The organism is Candidatus Nitrosotalea sp. TS (assembly GCF_011319465.1).
Lineage (GTDB): Archaea > Thermoproteota > Nitrososphaeria > Nitrososphaerales > Nitrosopumilaceae > Nitrosotalea.
Window position 1 is genome coordinate 121,092 of sequence record NZ_RCMB01000018.1, and the last position, 16,985, is coordinate 138,076.

A 16,985-nucleotide genomic window follows, 5' to 3' on the forward strand; every position below is an offset into this window, starting at 1 on the left:
TATGGAACCAGGACAAATAATCTATCCCGAAAAGAAACTTTTGCTTGAAAAATTTAAAAAAATTATCAAGACATTTACTAAAAAATTAGATGATTATATCAAAAACCCAAGCGAGGACAATATTCATGATATTCGAATAGCAATCAGGCGAATGGAGTCAGTTTACAGGATCTTGCCCAAGAAAATTAGAAAACATGAGGATTTACAGAACTATGTAAAACAAGCTAAAGCTCTATTCAAGATTAATACGCAAATAAGAGATTTTGACATTATTTGTGTCAAATTAGAGAAACTGCATTCCGTTCAATTTGGCAAGATCATAAATTCCATAAAGAATAAACGAAAACATCAGCTAAGCGCAGGACACGAGCTAGCTTTAAAATTAAAAACAGTTTTGCCTCCCAAATTAAAAGAAAAGGATGTCATAGAGTCAAAGTTACGTAAAAGATTTCAAAAAATTGTATCGGGGCTGGTTGCTGAAATGGAACGCGATATTCCCCTTGTCCTAAATGATGATAAAAAAATAGAAGAGATTCATGAGCTAAGAAAGGATTTTAAAAAATTGCGCTATTCAATTGAATTAACTTCTAGCAAGACAGATTCTTTAAAATCGATTAAGAGTTTGAAAAAAATTCAGGATGAGCTGGGCTCAATTCATGACAGTGACATGTTCTTGGATTATTTGAGAGGTATGAAGGGATCAGGCAAACTGGCAGAAGCAATAAGAGAGGAAATGCATGAGAGAAGGGAAAAATATCAAAAATTTGTCCAAGTATTCAAAGATGAAGGATTTGACGATCCCAAAAAATTGATTCTATAATTCCAGAACAGAGTTTTGCACGTTCTGATTGTCTCTTGACATGCAAATTACATGCGTATCAAATGCATTTTCAAATTTATTCAATGTATTCCTGAGCAACATCTTTGGCAACAGTTTCGATTGCGTGACATGCAGTTCCATTATTCCATCGGTGTAGCGTTTCAATTCTAGCTTTGATTTTGTCTGTTCCAAAACTTGTAACAATACAATCAACGACGAGATTTTTCTTATTGTGGATTTGTCATTTTGAGACAGAATTGACTTGTATCTTGCAAATAACCATTCTGATGTTTTTACATGTCTTGTATGAACCAGAGCCAGCCCTAGAACCAATTGATTTGCATGACTAATCGCCATGTCCTCATCCATTATGGAATAAAACAAGCTTTGTGGATTGTTAAATGATAGTTTTTCAGATATTTTCTTTTCTGCGTATGAAAGAATTTCGAGTTCATGTTTATTTAATAGCTTGGAGGAGATCAGGCTGTCAACAAAGTTCTTGGTATGTTTGTATGGCTGAAACGAGATCTTGGATCCTATTGTTTGACGAATTTGCTCTGCTGTGATATTTTTTGAGTGATACGCCTTTGGGTTTTCAAGAAATATAGAAAGTGCCCCTTCCCTTAGACCATGATTGCTAACGCATAGATTGTTAAAGCCAAATTTCTCCATTAGCATATCTATCACACAGGAGCCTGCCACTATTGTTTCGGCCCTGCTAGAACCAATAACTGAGATCTTTTCCATGTCATCATATTTCATCTTGTAGAGTTGTTTTGCAATAGAGCTGACAAACTTGGAATTCATGATGTAATTGTGCATCTTATCCAACGGATATTTTGAGACTTTTTGATCATATCTTGCCAATGCCCTCAAGACGCCCCCAACGCCGACAAGCTTTGTGTCTTTACCAAGGCCCATTTCCTTTCTCTCGGGAAGAAGGCTCCAGATGAATCGCTTCATGTTTTTGTAGTTTTTTTCACTGAATCCTCTGTCTTCACCATCAAATTGCTGTGTTAATCTCAGGGCTCCCAGAGGCAAGGATATCACCTTTCTTATCTTGAATCCCTCGGCGTGGACTATCTCTAGACTGCCCCCTCCTATATCGAAGAATAGCACATCTGGAATTTGAAGAGATTTGATGGCCCCCACATAGGAGTACAGCGCTTCCTCTTTTTCAGAAAGCACCTTGAATCGAAATCCGGCCTCTCTGTAAACTTCATCAAGAAATTCATCCTTGTTGCTTGCTTCCCTTACTGCACTTGTGGCTAGCGGTAAAACAGATTTTATTGGCTGCAACTGGATTATGTCTCTGAACAACTTTAAGGTTTCAATTGCACGAAACATTGGCTTTTTGCCCAGTTTTCCTTTTTCGTCCAATCCTTCACCGAGCTTAACTTTGATTCCTTCTTGCTGAGAAACGTCAAACAGGTCATCATCTTTTACATTATACGTAACTAACTTGGCAGAATTGTATCCCAGATCAATGACTGATATTTTCAGCTAGTATTACCTCGTTTCGATATAATCATATCACTATTAATCTAGACTAGATTGACATTTCTTTACCAAGTGAAAAACATAAGGTACATGGATCACTTGACAATTCTTTTCAGATGTTTTGGAGTAAATAGCCATCTCAATTCTCCCCTTAGTTTTGGAAGAATAGCTGTTACTCTAATTCGAGCAAATCCTGCCTTTTTCAAATCAATTCTGCATTCTCCTGAAGAGATTGTCTCTCCTATCAATTCACTCAGATATGGTTCATGTCCTACAAGTAGCACTGAAGAATCTTGTTTTAAATTGGAAAGTTTGTTGTAAAGTTGCAACTTGTTTCCTTCAGGCTTTAATTCATCCATCTCTTTGATTGGATTTTTGGACACAATAATTTTTGAGACTAGTTCGGCTGTTTGTTTTGCTCGCAGCAGTGGACTAGTAAAGATATAATCAAATTCAATCCCGAGTTCTTTCATTCCCTTTGAGATGTCTTTGATTTCCTTCTCTCCATCAACTGTTAGAGTTCTTTTAGAGTCATCCTTGACAGTGGCAGAGCTCCTGCCTGCTTCCCCATGCCGTAAGATAAACAAATCCATGCTATACTACCAACTCATCTGTATCTGGAACTTTAACAAAAATCTCCAAGTCATGTTATCCATATGCACAGATAAAATTTAGCTGGATATCTAACATGTGACCATGATTTCTTATCTTTCATATGCCTATGGAGACTATATAGATCAAGGTCATAATAGCAGTTGCAAACATACTTTACATTGTTGAAAAATTTGAGCGCGGCATACAAAATGAGTGTAAATAATGGAAGACCTAAAAATGGATGGAGGATTACCAGATCGCCATGAAAACAGTAAAGCCATTGAAAATGGAAGGCAAGCTTATTGTTGTAGAGGGAATAGATGGCTCAGGCAAGTCAACCCAGATCCACCTTTTAGAAAAGTGGCTTGGCTACAAAGGAATCAATGTCTTCAAGTCAGAATGGAATTCTTCAGAGATGGTAAAAGAAATAACTTCAAAAGGAAAGAAAAAGGGACTGCTCACACCTACCACATTCAGCCTTTTGCATGCGACAGATTTTGCAGACAGATATGAACGAAATATTTTACCTCTGCTTCGCGCAGGATATTTTGTACTTGCAGACAGATATGTCTACACTGCATTTGTAAGAGACATTGTAAGAGGCTGCAATCCAGATTGGGTCAGAAAGGTTTATGATTTTGCCATCAAGCCTGATTTGGCTTTCTACTTTAAAGTTCCAGTGGATATTGCAGTTGATAGAATACTTGTAGGCCGTCCTAAACTAAAGTACTATGAGGCAGGAATGGATTTGAATTTGAGTAATGATCCCTATGAGAGCTATAGAATTTTCCAGGGAAGAATCATTGATCAGTATGATTCCATGGCAGAGCCAGAGGGCTTTACCATCATAGATGGCACGTTGAACATCGAAGAACAACAAAAAACTGTAAGAAAAATGATCATGCCACTGCTTCCACACCAGACATCAAGCAAAAAAATAAGGAAAGTGAAGGCATGAAACACAAACAAAGAGAGCTAGGCGGCAGGCCTGTTGAATTTTACGGGCATGGGATAAACCATCTCCAAGATGTAGAAATCAAAGGCAGGTTGATTGTTATCGAAGGGCCAGATGCTTCAGGCAGAAGCACCCAGATTGAAAGAATTACTGCAAGATTAGAAGCTGATGGACATGCCGTCTTGAACACAGGACTGAAAAGATCAGAGCTTGTAAGCAAGGGAATTTTGGAGGCAAAGCAAGACTATGACCTTGGCAGGAAGACCCTGGCATTATTTTATGCTGCAGATTTTGCAGACCAATTTGAATACAAGATAATCCCTGCATTGCAAGCTGGCTACATTGTACTTGCTGACAGATACATCTACACTTTGATAGCAAGAAATGTGGTGCGAGGCCTCGATAAGAGATGGTGCCACAATCTCTATGGTTTTGCCATAAAACCTGATCTGGTGTTTTATCTAGACGTAGAGCCTTCTGTCCTGATACATCGAGTATTTCAAAAGAACTTGTCCCTAGATCATTACGAGTCTGGAGCAGACATTGGTCTCTCAAATGACATGTACGAGTCGTTTCTCATTTATCAAAGTAAGATTTCACGAGAATTTCATTTGATGCAGAAAAGATATGGCCTCATACCTATCAATGGTAACAGAACTGTTGCAGAAATTAACGCAGATCTGCAACATAGAATAGACCAGTTTCTTGACAAAGTAATGCATTCTTAGTATCGCATATCAGTTAGGTTCGGTCTACTGGCATTCTAATTGCATATGGCTGAAAATTATTTCTGCAATTCCTTGTTGTATCACTGTTGGTTCTAGTACTGGTTTGCTGATAACTATCAAAAGACAGTCGTATATCTGAAATGAAAATGCAGAGACCTTTTCTCTTTGCAAAATCAAGCCCTTGACTTTGCCAAATTCATCGTCATATTCCCCATTCATTGATGCCTGGAGTACAAACTCCATGAACAGCATTTCCCTCTTGTGTGGTGTTAGATCTTTGTTTACGCCATCATCTCTTGCAGCCATTTCTACAACCCTGCCCTTGCGGTTTATGATGGCCACTAGCTCAATGCGATCATCAATGCCTGAAACTTGTTTGCAGAGAATATCCAACGGTTGTTGATGTGTAAGAGTTTCTGTCGTCATGGTTATGGATTGATTTTGGTGATGAAAAGGGTTCACCGTATAGAATGCATCCATCTACGAGAGTTACATAGATCTATGAAGTATACGAAAAACCATAGTATACCCTTAGATAATTATGACATGAAATAGTTGTATGGTCTACTGTGATCACTTTCCATTTTATTATCCAGTAGACCTAACTCCCCCAAAATTACCAAATTCTATAAAATAAAATTCAGATTTTTTGTTATCATTTTACAAATTTTCTTCTGTATATGCTGGCTGCTATGCCAGTGCCTATGAAAGTTGCAGTCCAGTATAGCCACAGGTCATTGAGATAGCCAGACACCAATGCTGGTGCCAAAGATCTGGCAGGATTCATCGAGGCACCTGAGATAAATGACAAAAAGAAGATATCCAGTCCTATCATTGCCCCTATTGCAGCTCCTCCAAAGCCTTTCAGCCCCCTGTGTGAACAGCTGCCAGAATCACGGCCATCAATAGTGCAGTGGCCAGAACTTCGACGCCAACTATGACATGAATTGGAAAATGATAATCTGGTGCATTTGCCCCAAGGTTTGCTTCTGTTCCTATCACATATTTTACAAAGATGCTCCCCAGCAAGGCACCAATTATTTCTGCTGCAAAATACAGAGGCAAGAGATTTTTTGGCATATGCTTTGTAATTAAAAATCCGACAGTGACAGCAGGATTAAAGTGAGACATGGATATTTTTCCAAACGCATAGACCATGAGTGCCACTGCAACAGCAGGCGCCAAGGCTACAAACCACAAGCCAAATTTTCCCACATATTTTGCGTCAAGAACTACCGAGCCTGTTGCAAATACAACTAATACAAATGTGCCAATGACTTCAGCAAAAAACCTCTTTTGATTAGAGGTTAATCTGTTAGTTAGATTCAAGGTTCGTGACAAGTTTCTTTACTTTCTCCTCTATTTTGTCTCTGATTTCGCGCACTTTTTCCAGCGGTTTTCCCTTGGGATCTTCAATGCCCCAATCTTGCGAGTTGCCCAGAAAGATGGCAGGACACTCTGTCTGGTCCATACAGCCCATGCTTATCTTAAGAGAAGACGCCCGGATTAATTCCTCGGATAATTCCTTTGGTTTCTGTCCAGTGATATCTATTCCCACTTCTTTCATGGCTTGCACTGCAAGAGGATTTATCTCCGGCGTCGGTCTTGTTCCTGCACTAACTGGAACCCATCCCTTTGGGGCATGTTTTCTGAAGAACCCTTCGGCCATCTGGCTTCTTCCGGCATTTTCTATGCAAACAAACAGCACCTTTTTCTCATCTTTTGGTTTCCCAAAGAATTTCATGGCAATCACTTTATTGCCTTGATAACAAGACTAGAAATTTTTCTGCCGTTGACTTTTTCTCCTTCCATGTAAGCTCTCTTGTCCAGAATGCTGACATCTTGGAAACCTGCTTTTTTGATACTTTCAATATATTTCTCTTCTGTCAGGGCACCATCTATGCAGCTGCACCATTGCTCCGTATCGATTTGATCAAGTTGCCTATCTGTTACTAGGTCTGAAATCACCATCCGTCCCGCCCTTTCTTAGAATTCTGTAAATTTCTTGAAATGCACTTGTTTTGTCTGTAGTAAGGTTAATCACACAATTGCTTACAACTGCGTCAACAGTATTATCATCTATTGGAATTTTCTTTTCAATGTCGCCTTTGCGAAATTCTACGTTAGCATAGTTGCCATCTTTTGCGTTTTTCTTTGCTTTCTCCAACATTTCATCTGTCATGTCTATACCGATTACTTTTCCGGATTTTGATACCTTGTTTGCTGACAGGAATACGTCTATTCCTGCGCCAGAACCAAGATCTGCCACTGTCTCGCCTTCTTTTAGATCAGCAAACTTTATTGGTGCACCGCACCCCACGCCCAGAATTGCCGATTGTGGAATCGCTTCCAGTTCTTTTGTATCATAACCTATTATTTTTGCAGCATCAATAGGCAAAGCATTTGTGCCGCATTCTCCAGGCATGCAACAACAGTCAGAATTGCTTGTTAATGCTATCTTTCCGTATCTTTCTTTTACTTTTTCTTTAATCATTTCACTCATGTCATAGGTTTACAAAGTAAACCATTTAAGTTGTCAAGGAGAAACAATTGCAGTTGGTGCAATAATGGAAACTAAAAGAAAAACAATTCCTGTCATTCAAGACGGATGCAGTTTTGAGGGATATGATGCAATGTCTCTCATGTCAGAGACTGCCAAGCTAAGAAAGATAATTACCAAAAGGGGCACACTTGAGATCCTAATTCCTTTATGTTGTACCACAAGACCCGTGAGACATAAACAATTCAAAGATACGTTGAAAGGAATAAGCAGTAGGACTCTTGCCACAAGACTAAAGGAATTGGAGAAGAGCGGAGTATTGGAAAGATTATCGTACAATGAGATTCCGCCCAGAGTAGAATACAGGCTGACTAGCAAGGGACAGGAACTTGTAGAATCCATGATAAGCTTGCTGCAATGGATGAAAAAATGGTCTAAATCAAGATAAAATAAAAAATGTCAAACCATGGTAGTAATGTGCCATGGCTTGAGACGATCATTCTTTTTAAAGAGCGGAATAATAAAATATCATGTACTCTGCCACAAAAATTGCTCACATTATAATGAAATTTAACCTAAGAGGTAGCTAGATCATCTTTGAGTGAAGACGAAGAGAAAGAAGTTGATGATGAAGAGGTTGAAGAAGAGGACGAGGAGACGATGATGAGGACGTTCCAGGCCTTCCTGCATGTGAGGAAGAGTATGATCAGGAGAAATTTTACTATTGGGATAAAGACGGCATCCCTACCGAGGAGGATGGCAAGTGGGTAAGAATGGAGCGGGTATTCATGCTTGGAGGACGCGATGTGAGGCGCGAGACCTATTTTCGTGCCTAATCTAAAACTAGTCTCACAAAGCCTTCCGTTGGTCATTGACTAAAGATTAGATCGAACCATTAAATTTGTAAATTCCACCAAACCCTGCATGGAACCGGTAAGAATAGACGGCTCTTTTGGAGAGGGAGGAGGACAGATAATTCGAAGCGCGGTAACGCTGTCTGCAATAACTGGCAAGCCCGTTGAAATAGAAAACATTCGAAGCAACAGAAAAGTCCCAGGCTTGAGGCCCCAACATCTCCTAGGAGTAAAAATTCTGTCAAAGATTTGTCAAGCAAGGGTAGAGGGCCTGCATGTCGGCTCTACTAGTCTAAAGTTTTTCCCATCAGAAGGGATTGACATGGATCTCAGAGAGGATGTCGGCACTGCCGGAAGCGTTCCTTTAATTTTACATGTTCTGATTCCTGCAGTTTCACTTCTCAAAAAGAGATTGAAAATTTCCATAACAGGCGGTACTGATGTGCCGTGGAGCCCTACTGCAGATTATACAAAACTCGTGCTAGGTGAGGCATTTTCCAGGATTGGGATTAATTTTTCACTTGACATCAAAAATCGCGGATACTATCCAAAGGGAGGAGGATTGATAGAGGCAGAAATTTTCCCTTGTAAAAACACCAAGGCAGTATCTCTTCTTGGGCGCACAACAAAATCTGCAAAGATGCTCTGCTCATACCACGGCATACCAAAGGATGTGGTACAGCAAGAGACAGATGAGTGCCAGAAAAGCTCTTGAAGAAAATGGTTTAGAGTTGATCATTTTATCAAGGAGGAAAATGCCTTGGACAGGGGATGTTCAATTTTGGTGTTCTCGCAAGATGACACATCAGTAGTTGGATCAGACATTATTTATCAAAAAAACATGGCAGGAATGGGAAAAACTGTTGCAGGCAAATTCATAGAATCAAGCCTTGGAGTGGACTCTTCCCTGTCAGACATGCTGGTAGTTCCGCTCTCATTGATTTCTGATACCTCTGTCTTTCGAGTAAACCAAATTACAAAACATTTAGAGACAGACCTCTTTGTTGCATCAAAGATAACTGACTGCAAATATGGAGTAGGAAAGCTTGATGCGGGATTTGAAGTACGAATATCTGGAAACTCAGACTCCAGAATGCAATAGCGCGGCCATGAGAAGTATGGCAATAGACACTATGACGGTAATCCTTCCCAAAGCAATTATTTTTGAGCGAATCTTCTGTACAAGTTCCTCTGAAAATTGTTTTGATTCGATCTTTTTTTCTATTTCAACTCGAATCAGCCTTACATGTATTGCAAATGTTACCAGTAAAATTATGACAAGAATGACTTTGATCACAAGTATCTGGCCATAGGTTGTTGAAAGTATCAGCGACGGGTTGATCAGCAAGTTGCTGGAGTTATAGATTCCAGTTATGATGAGTATTATCAAGGAAGGAATGGCAATTTTGTTGAATTTTCTGCCCACGCGAATCATGATTGACAATCTTCCCTCTACCGTATCTGACATTGTCTTGAGAAGTGGGGCAAAAACTATTCCAATGAATATGGAACCTCCGACCCATATTGACGCAGCAACGAGATGCGCCCACATGATTAACGCATCAGCAATTGGCATGTCTCTATACCAAAGCTAACTCATAATATCGGTTATGTTGCAAACTCGACTGATTCATCTGAGAAGGTTTTTTAAATCAACAAAACCCGTAGCTTTTAGAATGGTTAGCAAAGGAAAGGCAGTACTGATTGCAGCTTTTGCAGGTTTAGGCGGACTCATGCTCTTCTTCTATCTATATGCAGACTCGTATCAACCGCAACTAGAACAGATAACAGTCAATGTTCAAACTATCAAAGTGCTCAGCGTAGATAAAATCAACAACCGTGCTAATCTTGAAATTGATTATGTTCTATACAACCCAACAACAATTACTTCTACCATTTCAACAATCAATTATGACTTGTATGCAAACGGCCAAGATGTTGGCCAGGGCCACTATGATGTAGAGGACATCCCAATGGCTGGCAGACCCGCATTGTTCCAGACAGCAACATGACAGTTCCAGACAATAGTTTCCAGCTTGTCAATTCATCTGGCATATCCGACATTTACAATTCAATAGTAAACGGAGGCTCGGTCAAGTATGAGATAAAAGGCCAGGTTACGATAGAATCAACCCTTACTATGATAACTAAAGACTTTGACGTAACACTTGGCTAGCCGATACCCCAGCTTGCTTTCTTCTTAGGAGTAATTTTTACAAAAGGAGCTTCTCCTTCCTTCCATGCCATGGCCCTTACCCATGCAAAGTTTTTGTAAAATATGTCATACAACCGCTTGAACTCGCTTCCCTTCTCAATGAAGGTTGATACGCCCTGAACTACCACTCCCTTGTGTTTTCCAGGATTGTAAATGTCCACAGATATTGCAATGTTTTTATTCTTTTTTAGATTGAAATACTTTTTTGTGTCATAGTCAGTTGCAAAATAAAAATACCCATCCTCAAAGTAATATGTCACAGGAGAAATGTGTGGATTGTCATCTGCACTTGTTGCAACTCTGCATCCTTCATTTGCCTTTAGAAACTTGATCTCTTTTGGAGTAAATTTTACCATTATATGGTACAGGTATCATTAAAATAAAAAGAAATGGGTCAAGAGAGGTGGCACAGACAGAGTTTGCAAGTGGAATTATCAGCAATAGAAGAAGGATATCTGGCAAGAGAATGATTTTCACTACTAATACGAATGGGACAGGCATGGTTTAAAAAATGTCGCAACATTGTTCTGGATTTGAAAGCATTCAATTGCAGCCGATAATGGCCTACTGGTTTATATCCAGTTGATCAACGAATCTAAAATTCATGTATCGCTTGTGATTCTTGTAGAAAATGGCGGTATGCAATTTTACAAATAAAATTAAATATGTAGATCATGAAATACTAACTCTTGCCAGATATCAAAACTCAGGAACATAACAAAAACATAATCTCGCAGTTCACAAAACAGGCCGTGCCATTTACAAAAAAGATGGAACATTCCCATGAGGGGGCTTTCAGGTTGATGGTTAAAGTTACTGGTGTTACAAAGGATGATACAGTACTTGATGTTGCTTGCGGGTCTGGTCTGGTTTCATGTGCTCTTGCTGGCATTGTAAATCATGTGACAGGAATCGATATCACGCCAGCCATGATAGAGCAGGCAAAATTGCTTCAAAATAGCAAGAAATTGGAGAACCTGACATGGAAGATTGGTGATGTCACGTCATTGCCATTTGAGAATGATTCCTTTTCTCTGGTTATTACGCGGTATAGTTTTCATCACATGATGGATCCAATATCTGTACTGTCTGAGATGAAAAGAGTCTGTAAGCCGGGTGGAAGAATTGCCGTAATTGATGTCACTCCAGACAAGGACAAGGCGGATAGATACAACAAGATGGAAAAACTGCGCGACCCTTCCCATGCAAAAGCACTTACAATCAACGAATTTGAATCCATGTTTAATCAATTGAATATTGCAATACAAAAGACTGAATCCTATGGGCTAGAAATGGATCTGGAAGGACAGTTAAAGGCATCATTTCCAAACCCTGGTGATGAAGTGAAAATAAGAGAGATGTTTGAAGAAGACCTAAAATCAAATAATTTAGGGGTCAATAGCTCCATTAAAAACAACAAAATCTATTTCCAATATCCAACATCAATCATGATGGGTCATAAGCAGTAAAAATTAACAAACATCTAATCACAGAAGTATATCTTTCTGTGCACTAGATGCATTCATTCTATAAAGAATATTTTAGGCAAATAATATTAAGTGAATTTCTAAACACTATTCATGGTCGATTTTGGACGTGCAGATTACATGAAAATTTATTCCGCATTAGCTGCAATTGCAATTTTAGTAACCATATCATTTTCAATTCACGATGCACATGCAGTTACATATGACTTTAAAGATCAAGCATCATGTCGGACCATTTCTGGCACTTGGAATAACTTGACTTCAACCTGTACCATATCGAGTCTCTGGCTAAATTCTGGTGATCTACTGACAGTAGACAACTCGTTTTTGCCCTATATTTCATTGAAAGTCACAGACTCTCTCAACAACCATGGTGCCATAGACATCTCCGGCAGTATAACCATCAACAACTCTGGCATTCTTAACAACAATGGTTCTATTGCCAATCACTGTACCGGCCAATGCTTTGGCGGTACAATCCAGAACGAAGGTACCATTACCAACAACAGCAACGGCACCATTACCACTAACAGCACTATCAATAATCTTGGCTCCATAAACAACTTTGGCACAATCAACAATGATGGAACCATAGTTAACACAGGCAAAGTCATAAACAACTTTAAGGGTATCATCACCAACTCCGGCACTATTCATAATAATGAACTGAGTGCCATCATCAATAACGGTGGCAACATAACTAATTACGCTACTGTCATCAGCGATGTCAGCGGTACGATCACAAACTCTGGCACAATTAAAAACATGTGTGGCGGAACATTCACAAGTAATGGAGATTTTATTGGAGCCCAAGTTGAAAATGTTTCATGTAATGCGCCTCAAAATTCATCAACCGTGGCTGAATTTCCATTTGCAGTGCCCATGCTTGTCATGGGTTTTCTTTCGGTAATTGTATTTTATAAAGCAAAAACTAGAACCTTGTCTCATTGTTAACCTGTAAAGTAGAATGTTTTTTGGGCTTTGACGTCAGACGAGCCATATTGTACTGATACGGCATATGTTCCGCCAAGTTTCCAAATACTGGGAGTAGTCATGATTGTAGTCTGAAAGATACCGTCTTGCGAAACAGAAATTCGCTCAGCTTGAAAAAGTAAATTATTTGGATCAAGAAACAAAATTGTCACTGGAGTGCCAGCAGTTGGTGATTTAACAATACCGGAGATTATTATTGCATCGCCCATACTGTAAGAGGGCTTGTCTGTGGTAACAGTAATGGACGGAGTTGGAGCTTGATTGGCTGACTGTATAACGCTTGACGTAGAGTTGACAACAGTGGCCTTGGATGTGGAGTTGTTGACTATAGAAACCTTGGATTCACCTTGTTCGAGATACATGATTGTTATTATTGCCACAATTACTACACATGTGACGATTAGAATTTTTTTGTTCATGATTTATGACTATTGGATGCAGCAATTATGGAAATTATTGCAATTACTAGTGCGATAGAAAAGGGTAAATATATCTCCAAATGTCTTGATTTGATTTTGTCCCAGTACAGCAGCAATTATCGATAGCAAAACCAAGGCTAGAACCTTCAAGCTAATCGTATGGAAAATTCACTCTTATAAAAACTATAATACAATTAGAATTATTTTTTGTAAAAATAAAAAATTTGAAAACAATGTCAATTACACCAAATGGAAAAGGAAATGATGTAATCCTTCAAGCGAAGTGAGGAATTACTTGACTTGGAGTTGTCAGTAAAATCTCCGCAATCAAAACAAAAAAGGGTTACAAAGATTTGCCCATCAAGCTACTGAGTTTGGACAGAAAGCAGTCCATAAGGATAGCTGTTCAAATCGCATCTCTGTTCGAAAAGACAGAGAAAATGGGCCGAGAGAGATTTGAACTCTCGACCACCCCCGTGTCAGGGGGGTATCCTACCAGGCTAGACCATCGGCCCAATGAAATACGACCTCATTGTGTATGTATTAATGTTTTAAAAAACAAGAGTAATATGCGAACGCTCTTGATGGATACCGTATGAATGGTGATTTTTCACCAGAAGAAAAAGATGGCTTTTACAAAGCAGTCTTTTCAAGACGAGATGTAAGGTCTCATTTTACTTCTGAGCCAATAGATGAAAAGGCCTTGTCAAGAATACTCAATGCAGCTCATCATGCACCTTCAGTGGGTTTCTCACAGCCGTGGAACTTTATTCTAATCAAGGACAAAGAATCAAGAAGAAAGGTAAAAGATTCTTTTGACAAAGAAAGAATCCGCTCCTCCAATCTAATAGAAGATCCCAAGAGATCAAAATATCTTTCATTGAGGCTTGAGGGGATATTGGATTCTGCATTAAATGTCTGTGTCACTTATGACCCTTCCAAGTTTGGGCCTTTTGTGATAGGAAGGTCCAGCATACCTGAGACCGGGATTTACAGCGTCTGCTGTGCCATACAAAACCTCTGGCTTGCAGCAAGGGCCGAAGACATAGGGGTAGGCTGGGTCAGCATACTTTCAAACGATGATCTCAAAAACATTCTCGATATCCCTGAACATGTCATTCCTGTTGCATACCTGTGTCTTGGTCATGTTACAGGCTTTGCTGAAAAGCCGGATCTAGAAAAGGCAGGCTGGCTTGACAGACTTGCTCTCAAAGATGTCGTATACTATGAAAAGTGGAACAATGTCAGTGATCCAAACTGGAAGCAAATTCGAGAAATGATAATTTCAAATCTAGATTAGGCTTAAATTGTTACCAAGTTTGATTTGCGTTAGTGGGCTCGTGGCGCAGAGTCTTAAATGACGCGAAACATGGATAGCGCGGTAGCCTCCTAAGTTACAGGCCGAGGGATCGAAGCCCTCCGAGCCCGCTCTTACATACCGATCGGGGTCCCAATTATCTGCAGTTTTCCAGAACGACTTTACCGTTTGGTAGGATGCCAACAAACCTCCAGCTCTCGCCAATGAGGCTTTCTGCCTCCTCGCTTGTCACCACCCTCTGAACTAGGCATTGCAGATGCCAAGCAAGCCTTAGCATCTCTTGCACCTTTTCAGGGGCAGCTCTTTCGATTACACTGTGGAGCTGGTCTTTTTGCTTTCAGCAGAGGATCTTCTGATTTTGACTTCGAGGTCGAGAAACTCTTCGCTTCTCTTGAAAGCTTCCCTCATCTCGGTGAGGAGTGCTTCGGCAACCTTCCCTTGTTTGTTGTATAGACTGCCTCGATGCTTCCCTTGTGTCCCATCCAGAAGACCCGGAAATCATGTGCCACCTTTCCCTTCGACTCTGCAATAAGCAGTTGTGTGTCAAAGAACGGTCGCAGCACATACGGTCTCCAGCTGAACCTCGGCCTGAATGCTTCTTCCCTGATCAGGCGGGAGACTTGGATTCGTTTTCAGAAACTTTTTGCCCGAATTTTTTCCTCTCCCATAACTATGCTCCGAGTCAGGCGCTATCACTGGCGAGTCTGCTGAAAGCGACTCTCCAATTGCGAGCCTGTGGTTAAGGTATGCAATCAGTTTCTTTGTTGCCTGTGTTGTGAGGAAGGTAAAGTATTGGTGACCTGCCTTTGACAGGGTCTTCCTGATCATCACCATGGGCGGGCTTCTTAAGACAGACCGCCCTTCCCTGAACTATACCTATGTCTGGAAGGTCTTTCATCATGAGGCCGTCGGTTGCATCCTCATTTCCTGCCACCCTCAATCGCAGTCCTGCTTTGGAAATCAGGGAGACTATGGCACCAGTCCTCAACGATGACCTGTTGAATATCTCTGCCAGCTCATCGGCTTCAGGCACTCGCTCGTTCTCAAGTGTTGGCGTGCTTGACAAGTTTCGTATCTTTATCTTGCGCGTCGTCTTGAGACCAAAGTGGTCCATCCATGACTTCATTGTTGTCAGTATCTTCTTCTGGTAATTGGGGGCTTTGCCCTCCTCCGCCATTGCATTTATGTGGTCGGCGATGCAAGTCTGTTGCGACCTTGGCGTCTTTCATTGCCAGGTCGATGAACTGCATCGGTGTCATGTCGTGATCTTCGCAAAACTTTGCCAGCCTGCGAATGCTCACGTCAGCGTTTTCCCTGCTTGTGGCCGCCTGGTTGAGGTACCATCTCTTTATGTCTTCGTTGGCAAGCATCCTCTGCTTTCTGCTTTGTCGTTCTGGTATCGCAGTAGTTTTTTCTATGTGAGTTGTTTTGTTTCCCATATCAGACCACTTTGTGCGGTCCTCATCTCTTCCAGTAGGGGCATTCAAGATATTTGGTTCTTTCTCTTCTGTATGATCAGATATTGGATCAAGTGACATACTATCCTCTAGCACTGCCTGCCACAGTGAAATCTTTGTTAAATTTGATTACCTCTATTTTCTGTCCAAGTTCTGTAGGTAGCATGGCCATATTCATAATTCTGTATCATCTATACAATAAACGCAGGTTTAGTATTTCAAAAAAAGATGTGTATAAAAAATTCAAATACCTTTCTGCTGAATGATTTCATTCCATCATATCAAAAAGCCCCCTCAAGACTAGAAAGATAACCGGCTGTCTGCCATCAAGACCGGCTGCACTTGCGATCCTACTATTAACGGATTTTGCTAATTAGCCTGTGTTAACCATTGCATGCTCAACAAATCCGGCTAGTGATGACAACAATACCACCAAGACAAGATCGCCCAAGGTAAATATTCTGTCTAATTTGCTGAACCGTCTTCTCCTAATCGAACTTGCAAGTGACAAGCTTCGGCACATCCCAATGTAACAGGCAGCCAACTTTATTGTCGCAGCCAGGATGGCATACGGCAGAACAAGGCCTGAAACCTTGGCTGGAAGGCCTGGTGCCATCATGATTACGGCCTTGTCTACAAATCCTGCAGTAAAGGTTGCAAGCACACCCCAAGCCATGCCAAAGCCAGGTATGAATAGTGGCAGGGCAGACTAGCGCCTCGTGTAAGATTGCCGTGTAATAATGATGGTTGGTCTCCATAAACTGGGCCGAGACATGAGTTGTCAGCTGGTAAAGGTTCGATATAGTATCCTGCAAGATATGCAATTGAAAGTGCAATGGCAACTAACGCAGGAACTCTCCACTTGAAGATCTTTCCAAGACGAGGTCCTGCCTGCCTTGCTTCTGGGCTTTCATTACAAGACGTCTCCTTTGGCGGTTCCATCAAGATGGCATCGTAGGCAGCACGCGTCTTGGTGATCTGAGAGAACCTCGTAGGCTTTGTTTATCGAGACCATTGCTTCTCCTTGCAATGGACGAGCTCTCCTTGTCTGGGTGGAACTTTAGGACAAGAGCCTTGTATCTTTTCTTGATCTCCATCAGGTGGTGCGTCTTGAGGAACGCCAAGTATCTCATAATAGTTTAACG

At 40.6% G+C, this 16,985-nt stretch carries 28 protein-coding genes and 2 tRNA genes; 14 read left to right on the top strand and 16 right to left on the bottom strand.

Translation table 11 applies throughout. The features are described 5' to 3' along the window. Position 1 precedes the first annotated feature (1 nt). Positions 2-820, top strand: a complete 819-nt coding sequence (locus tag DYY67_RS08905) for a CHAD domain-containing protein (RefSeq protein WP_166392531.1) — start codon at positions 2-4, stop codon at positions 818-820. Here DYY67_RS08905 and DYY67_RS08910 read toward each other — a convergent pair. Both DYY67_RS08910 and sixA read right to left on the bottom strand, forming a co-directional pair. Next, a complete protein-coding gene (locus tag DYY67_RS08910) occupies positions 815-2,323 on the bottom strand; it encodes a Ppx/GppA phosphatase family protein (protein ID WP_166392558.1) in 1,509 nt (502 codons plus the stop codon). The two genes, DYY67_RS08905 and DYY67_RS08910, sit on opposite strands and share 6 nt — an antisense overlap. 92 nt (positions 2,324-2,415) lie before the next feature. Next, complete coding sequence (gene sixA, locus DYY67_RS08915) at positions 2,416-2,913, bottom strand: phosphohistidine phosphatase SixA (RefSeq protein WP_166392532.1); 498 nt, start codon at positions 2,911-2,913, stop codon at positions 2,416-2,418. Positions 2,914-3,176: 263 nt separating this feature from the next. Between sixA and tmk the strand changes: the two genes are divergently transcribed. After that, positions 3,177-3,872, top strand: coding sequence for a dTMP kinase (gene tmk / locus DYY67_RS08920; RefSeq protein WP_166392533.1), 696 nt, complete (start codon positions 3,177-3,179; stop codon positions 3,870-3,872). Beyond that, entirely contained in the window at positions 3,869-4,597 is a 729-nt protein-coding gene (locus DYY67_RS08925; protein ID WP_166392534.1) for a dTMP kinase, read from the top strand. The genes tmk and DYY67_RS08925 overlap by 4 nt, the downstream gene beginning before the upstream one ends. Positions 4,598-4,621: 24 nt before the next feature. Here the strand turns inward: DYY67_RS08925 and DYY67_RS08930 are convergent, their stop codons facing one another. The 6 genes from DYY67_RS08930 to DYY67_RS08945 all read right to left on the bottom strand — a co-directional run bounded on the left by DYY67_RS08930 (position 4,622) and on the right by DYY67_RS08945 (position 7,100). Beyond that, entirely contained in the window at positions 4,622-5,023 is a 402-nt protein-coding gene (locus DYY67_RS08930; RefSeq protein WP_166392535.1) for a hypothetical protein, read from the bottom strand. Between the two features lie 229 nt (positions 5,024-5,252). Then, entirely contained in the window at positions 5,253-5,432 is a 180-nt protein-coding gene (locus tag DYY67_RS11720) for an aquaporin (RefSeq protein ID WP_320416036.1), read from the bottom strand. Between the two features lie 29 nt (positions 5,433-5,461). Further along, positions 5,462-5,926: an MIP/aquaporin family protein gene (locus tag DYY67_RS08935; RefSeq protein WP_320416037.1), complete on the bottom strand. Its 465-nt coding sequence runs from the start codon at positions 5,924-5,926 to the stop codon at positions 5,462-5,464. Beyond that, the gene (locus tag DYY67_RS08940) at positions 5,913-6,341 is read right to left on the bottom strand and encodes an arsenate reductase ArsC (RefSeq protein ID WP_166392536.1); all 429 of its coding nucleotides are present in this window, start codon (positions 6,339-6,341) and stop codon (positions 5,913-5,915) included. Before DYY67_RS08940 ends, DYY67_RS08935 begins: the two co-directional genes overlap by 14 nt. A gap of 5 nt (positions 6,342-6,346) precedes the next feature. Then, positions 6,347-6,568, bottom strand: a complete 222-nt coding sequence (locus DYY67_RS11150; RefSeq protein WP_255493088.1) for a hypothetical protein — start codon at positions 6,566-6,568, stop codon at positions 6,347-6,349. Continuing rightward, positions 6,540-7,100, bottom strand: a complete 561-nt coding sequence (locus tag DYY67_RS08945; RefSeq protein ID WP_255493089.1) for a methyltransferase domain-containing protein — start codon at positions 7,098-7,100, stop codon at positions 6,540-6,542. The genes DYY67_RS11150 and DYY67_RS08945 overlap by 29 nt, the downstream gene beginning before the upstream one ends. A 64-nt stretch (positions 7,101-7,164) precedes the next feature. Between DYY67_RS08945 and DYY67_RS08950 the strand changes: the two genes are divergently transcribed. From DYY67_RS08950 to DYY67_RS11160, 4 genes are all read left to right on the top strand, one after another. Further along, positions 7,165-7,545 (top strand): winged helix-turn-helix transcriptional regulator, encoded by a 381-nt coding sequence (locus tag DYY67_RS08950; protein WP_166392537.1) that lies wholly within the window; start codon positions 7,165-7,167, stop codon positions 7,543-7,545. Between the two features lie 149 nt (positions 7,546-7,694). Continuing rightward, positions 7,695-7,868 carry a hypothetical protein gene (locus DYY67_RS08955; RefSeq protein ID WP_166392538.1) on the top strand — a complete coding sequence of 58 codons (174 nt, stop codon included), beginning with the start codon at positions 7,695-7,697 and terminating at the stop codon, positions 7,866-7,868. A 153-nt stretch (positions 7,869-8,021) separates the two neighbouring features. Then, positions 8,022-8,666, top strand: coding sequence for an RNA 3'-terminal phosphate cyclase (locus DYY67_RS11155; protein ID WP_255493090.1), 645 nt, complete (start codon positions 8,022-8,024; stop codon positions 8,664-8,666). Between the two features lie 45 nt (positions 8,667-8,711). Then, the gene (locus DYY67_RS11160; RefSeq protein ID WP_255493091.1) at positions 8,712-9,053 is read left to right on the top strand and encodes an RNA 3'-terminal phosphate cyclase; all 342 of its coding nucleotides are present in this window, start codon (positions 8,712-8,714) and stop codon (positions 9,051-9,053) included. Here the strand turns inward: DYY67_RS11160 and DYY67_RS08965 are convergent. Next, entirely contained in the window at positions 9,033-9,527 is a 495-nt protein-coding gene (locus DYY67_RS08965) for a CopD family protein (RefSeq protein ID WP_166392539.1), read from the bottom strand. The genes DYY67_RS11160 and DYY67_RS08965 overlap by 21 nt on opposite strands. Positions 9,528-9,627: 100 nt before the next feature. Between DYY67_RS08965 and DYY67_RS08970 the strand changes: the two genes are divergently transcribed. Beyond that, on the top strand, positions 9,628-9,963 hold the full coding sequence (locus DYY67_RS08970) for a hypothetical protein (RefSeq protein ID WP_166392540.1): 336 nt from the start codon (positions 9,628-9,630) through the stop codon (positions 9,961-9,963). Then, a complete protein-coding gene (locus DYY67_RS08975) occupies positions 9,960-10,127 on the top strand; it encodes a hypothetical protein (protein ID WP_166392541.1) in 168 nt (55 codons plus the stop codon). The genes DYY67_RS08970 and DYY67_RS08975 overlap by 4 nt, the downstream gene beginning before the upstream one ends. Here DYY67_RS08975 and DYY67_RS08980 read toward each other — a convergent pair. Further along, the gene (locus DYY67_RS08980) at positions 10,124-10,522 is read right to left on the bottom strand and encodes a pyridoxamine 5'-phosphate oxidase family protein (RefSeq protein ID WP_166392542.1); all 399 of its coding nucleotides are present in this window, start codon (positions 10,520-10,522) and stop codon (positions 10,124-10,126) included. The two genes, DYY67_RS08975 and DYY67_RS08980, sit on opposite strands and share 4 nt — an antisense overlap. A gap of 333 nt (positions 10,523-10,855) precedes the next feature. Here DYY67_RS08980 and DYY67_RS08985 point away from each other — a divergent pair, with 333 nt between their 5' ends. After that, entirely contained in the window at positions 10,856-11,635 is a 780-nt protein-coding gene (locus DYY67_RS08985; RefSeq protein ID WP_166392543.1) for a class I SAM-dependent methyltransferase, read from the top strand. A gap of 111 nt (positions 11,636-11,746) precedes the next feature. After that, positions 11,747-12,607, top strand: coding sequence for a hypothetical protein (locus DYY67_RS08990; protein WP_166392544.1), 861 nt, complete (start codon positions 11,747-11,749; stop codon positions 12,605-12,607). Here the strand turns inward: DYY67_RS08990 and DYY67_RS08995 are convergent. Together DYY67_RS08995 and DYY67_RS09000 are read right to left on the bottom strand one after the other, a co-directional pair. Continuing rightward, on the bottom strand, positions 12,604-13,065 hold the full coding sequence (locus DYY67_RS08995) for a hypothetical protein (RefSeq protein ID WP_166392545.1): 462 nt from the start codon (positions 13,063-13,065) through the stop codon (positions 12,604-12,606). The genes DYY67_RS08990 and DYY67_RS08995 overlap by 4 nt on opposite strands. A 441-nt stretch (positions 13,066-13,506) precedes the next feature. Further along, a tRNA-Val gene (locus DYY67_RS09000) sits at positions 13,507-13,580 on the bottom strand. An 80-nt stretch (positions 13,581-13,660) separates the two neighbouring features. Between DYY67_RS09000 and bluB the strand changes: the two genes are divergently transcribed. After that, complete coding sequence (gene bluB, locus DYY67_RS09005) at positions 13,661-14,365, top strand: 5,6-dimethylbenzimidazole synthase (protein ID WP_166390243.1); 705 nt, start codon at positions 13,661-13,663, stop codon at positions 14,363-14,365. A gap of 34 nt (positions 14,366-14,399) precedes the next feature. Further along, positions 14,400-14,493 (top strand) — tRNA-Arg (locus tag DYY67_RS09010). A gap of 433 nt (positions 14,494-14,926) precedes the next feature. Here the strand turns inward: DYY67_RS09010 and DYY67_RS10155 are convergent. The 4 genes from DYY67_RS10155 to DYY67_RS09025 all read right to left on the bottom strand — a co-directional run bounded on the left by DYY67_RS10155 (position 14,927) and on the right by DYY67_RS09025 (position 16,516). Further along, positions 14,927-15,211 (bottom strand): hypothetical protein, encoded by a 285-nt coding sequence (locus tag DYY67_RS10155; RefSeq protein WP_218584713.1) that lies wholly within the window; start codon positions 15,209-15,211, stop codon positions 14,927-14,929. Beyond that, complete coding sequence (locus DYY67_RS09015; RefSeq protein ID WP_166392546.1) at positions 15,123-15,449, bottom strand: hypothetical protein; 327 nt, start codon at positions 15,447-15,449, stop codon at positions 15,123-15,125. The genes DYY67_RS10155 and DYY67_RS09015 overlap by 89 nt, the downstream gene beginning before the upstream one ends. Beyond that, complete coding sequence (locus DYY67_RS09020) at positions 15,427-15,936, bottom strand: hypothetical protein (RefSeq protein ID WP_166392547.1); 510 nt, start codon at positions 15,934-15,936, stop codon at positions 15,427-15,429. The genes DYY67_RS09015 and DYY67_RS09020 overlap by 23 nt, the downstream gene beginning before the upstream one ends. Before the next feature lie 277 nt (positions 15,937-16,213). Then, complete coding sequence (locus DYY67_RS09025; RefSeq protein ID WP_166392548.1) at positions 16,214-16,516, bottom strand: hypothetical protein; 303 nt, start codon at positions 16,514-16,516, stop codon at positions 16,214-16,216. A gap of 159 nt (positions 16,517-16,675) precedes the next feature. On the opposite strand from DYY67_RS09025, the gene DYY67_RS11165 reads away from it, so the two are divergent. Beyond that, positions 16,676-16,798 carry a hypothetical protein gene (locus tag DYY67_RS11165; protein WP_255493092.1) on the top strand — a complete coding sequence of 41 codons (123 nt, stop codon included), beginning with the start codon at positions 16,676-16,678 and terminating at the stop codon, positions 16,796-16,798. Positions 16,799-16,985 lie beyond the last annotated feature (187 nt).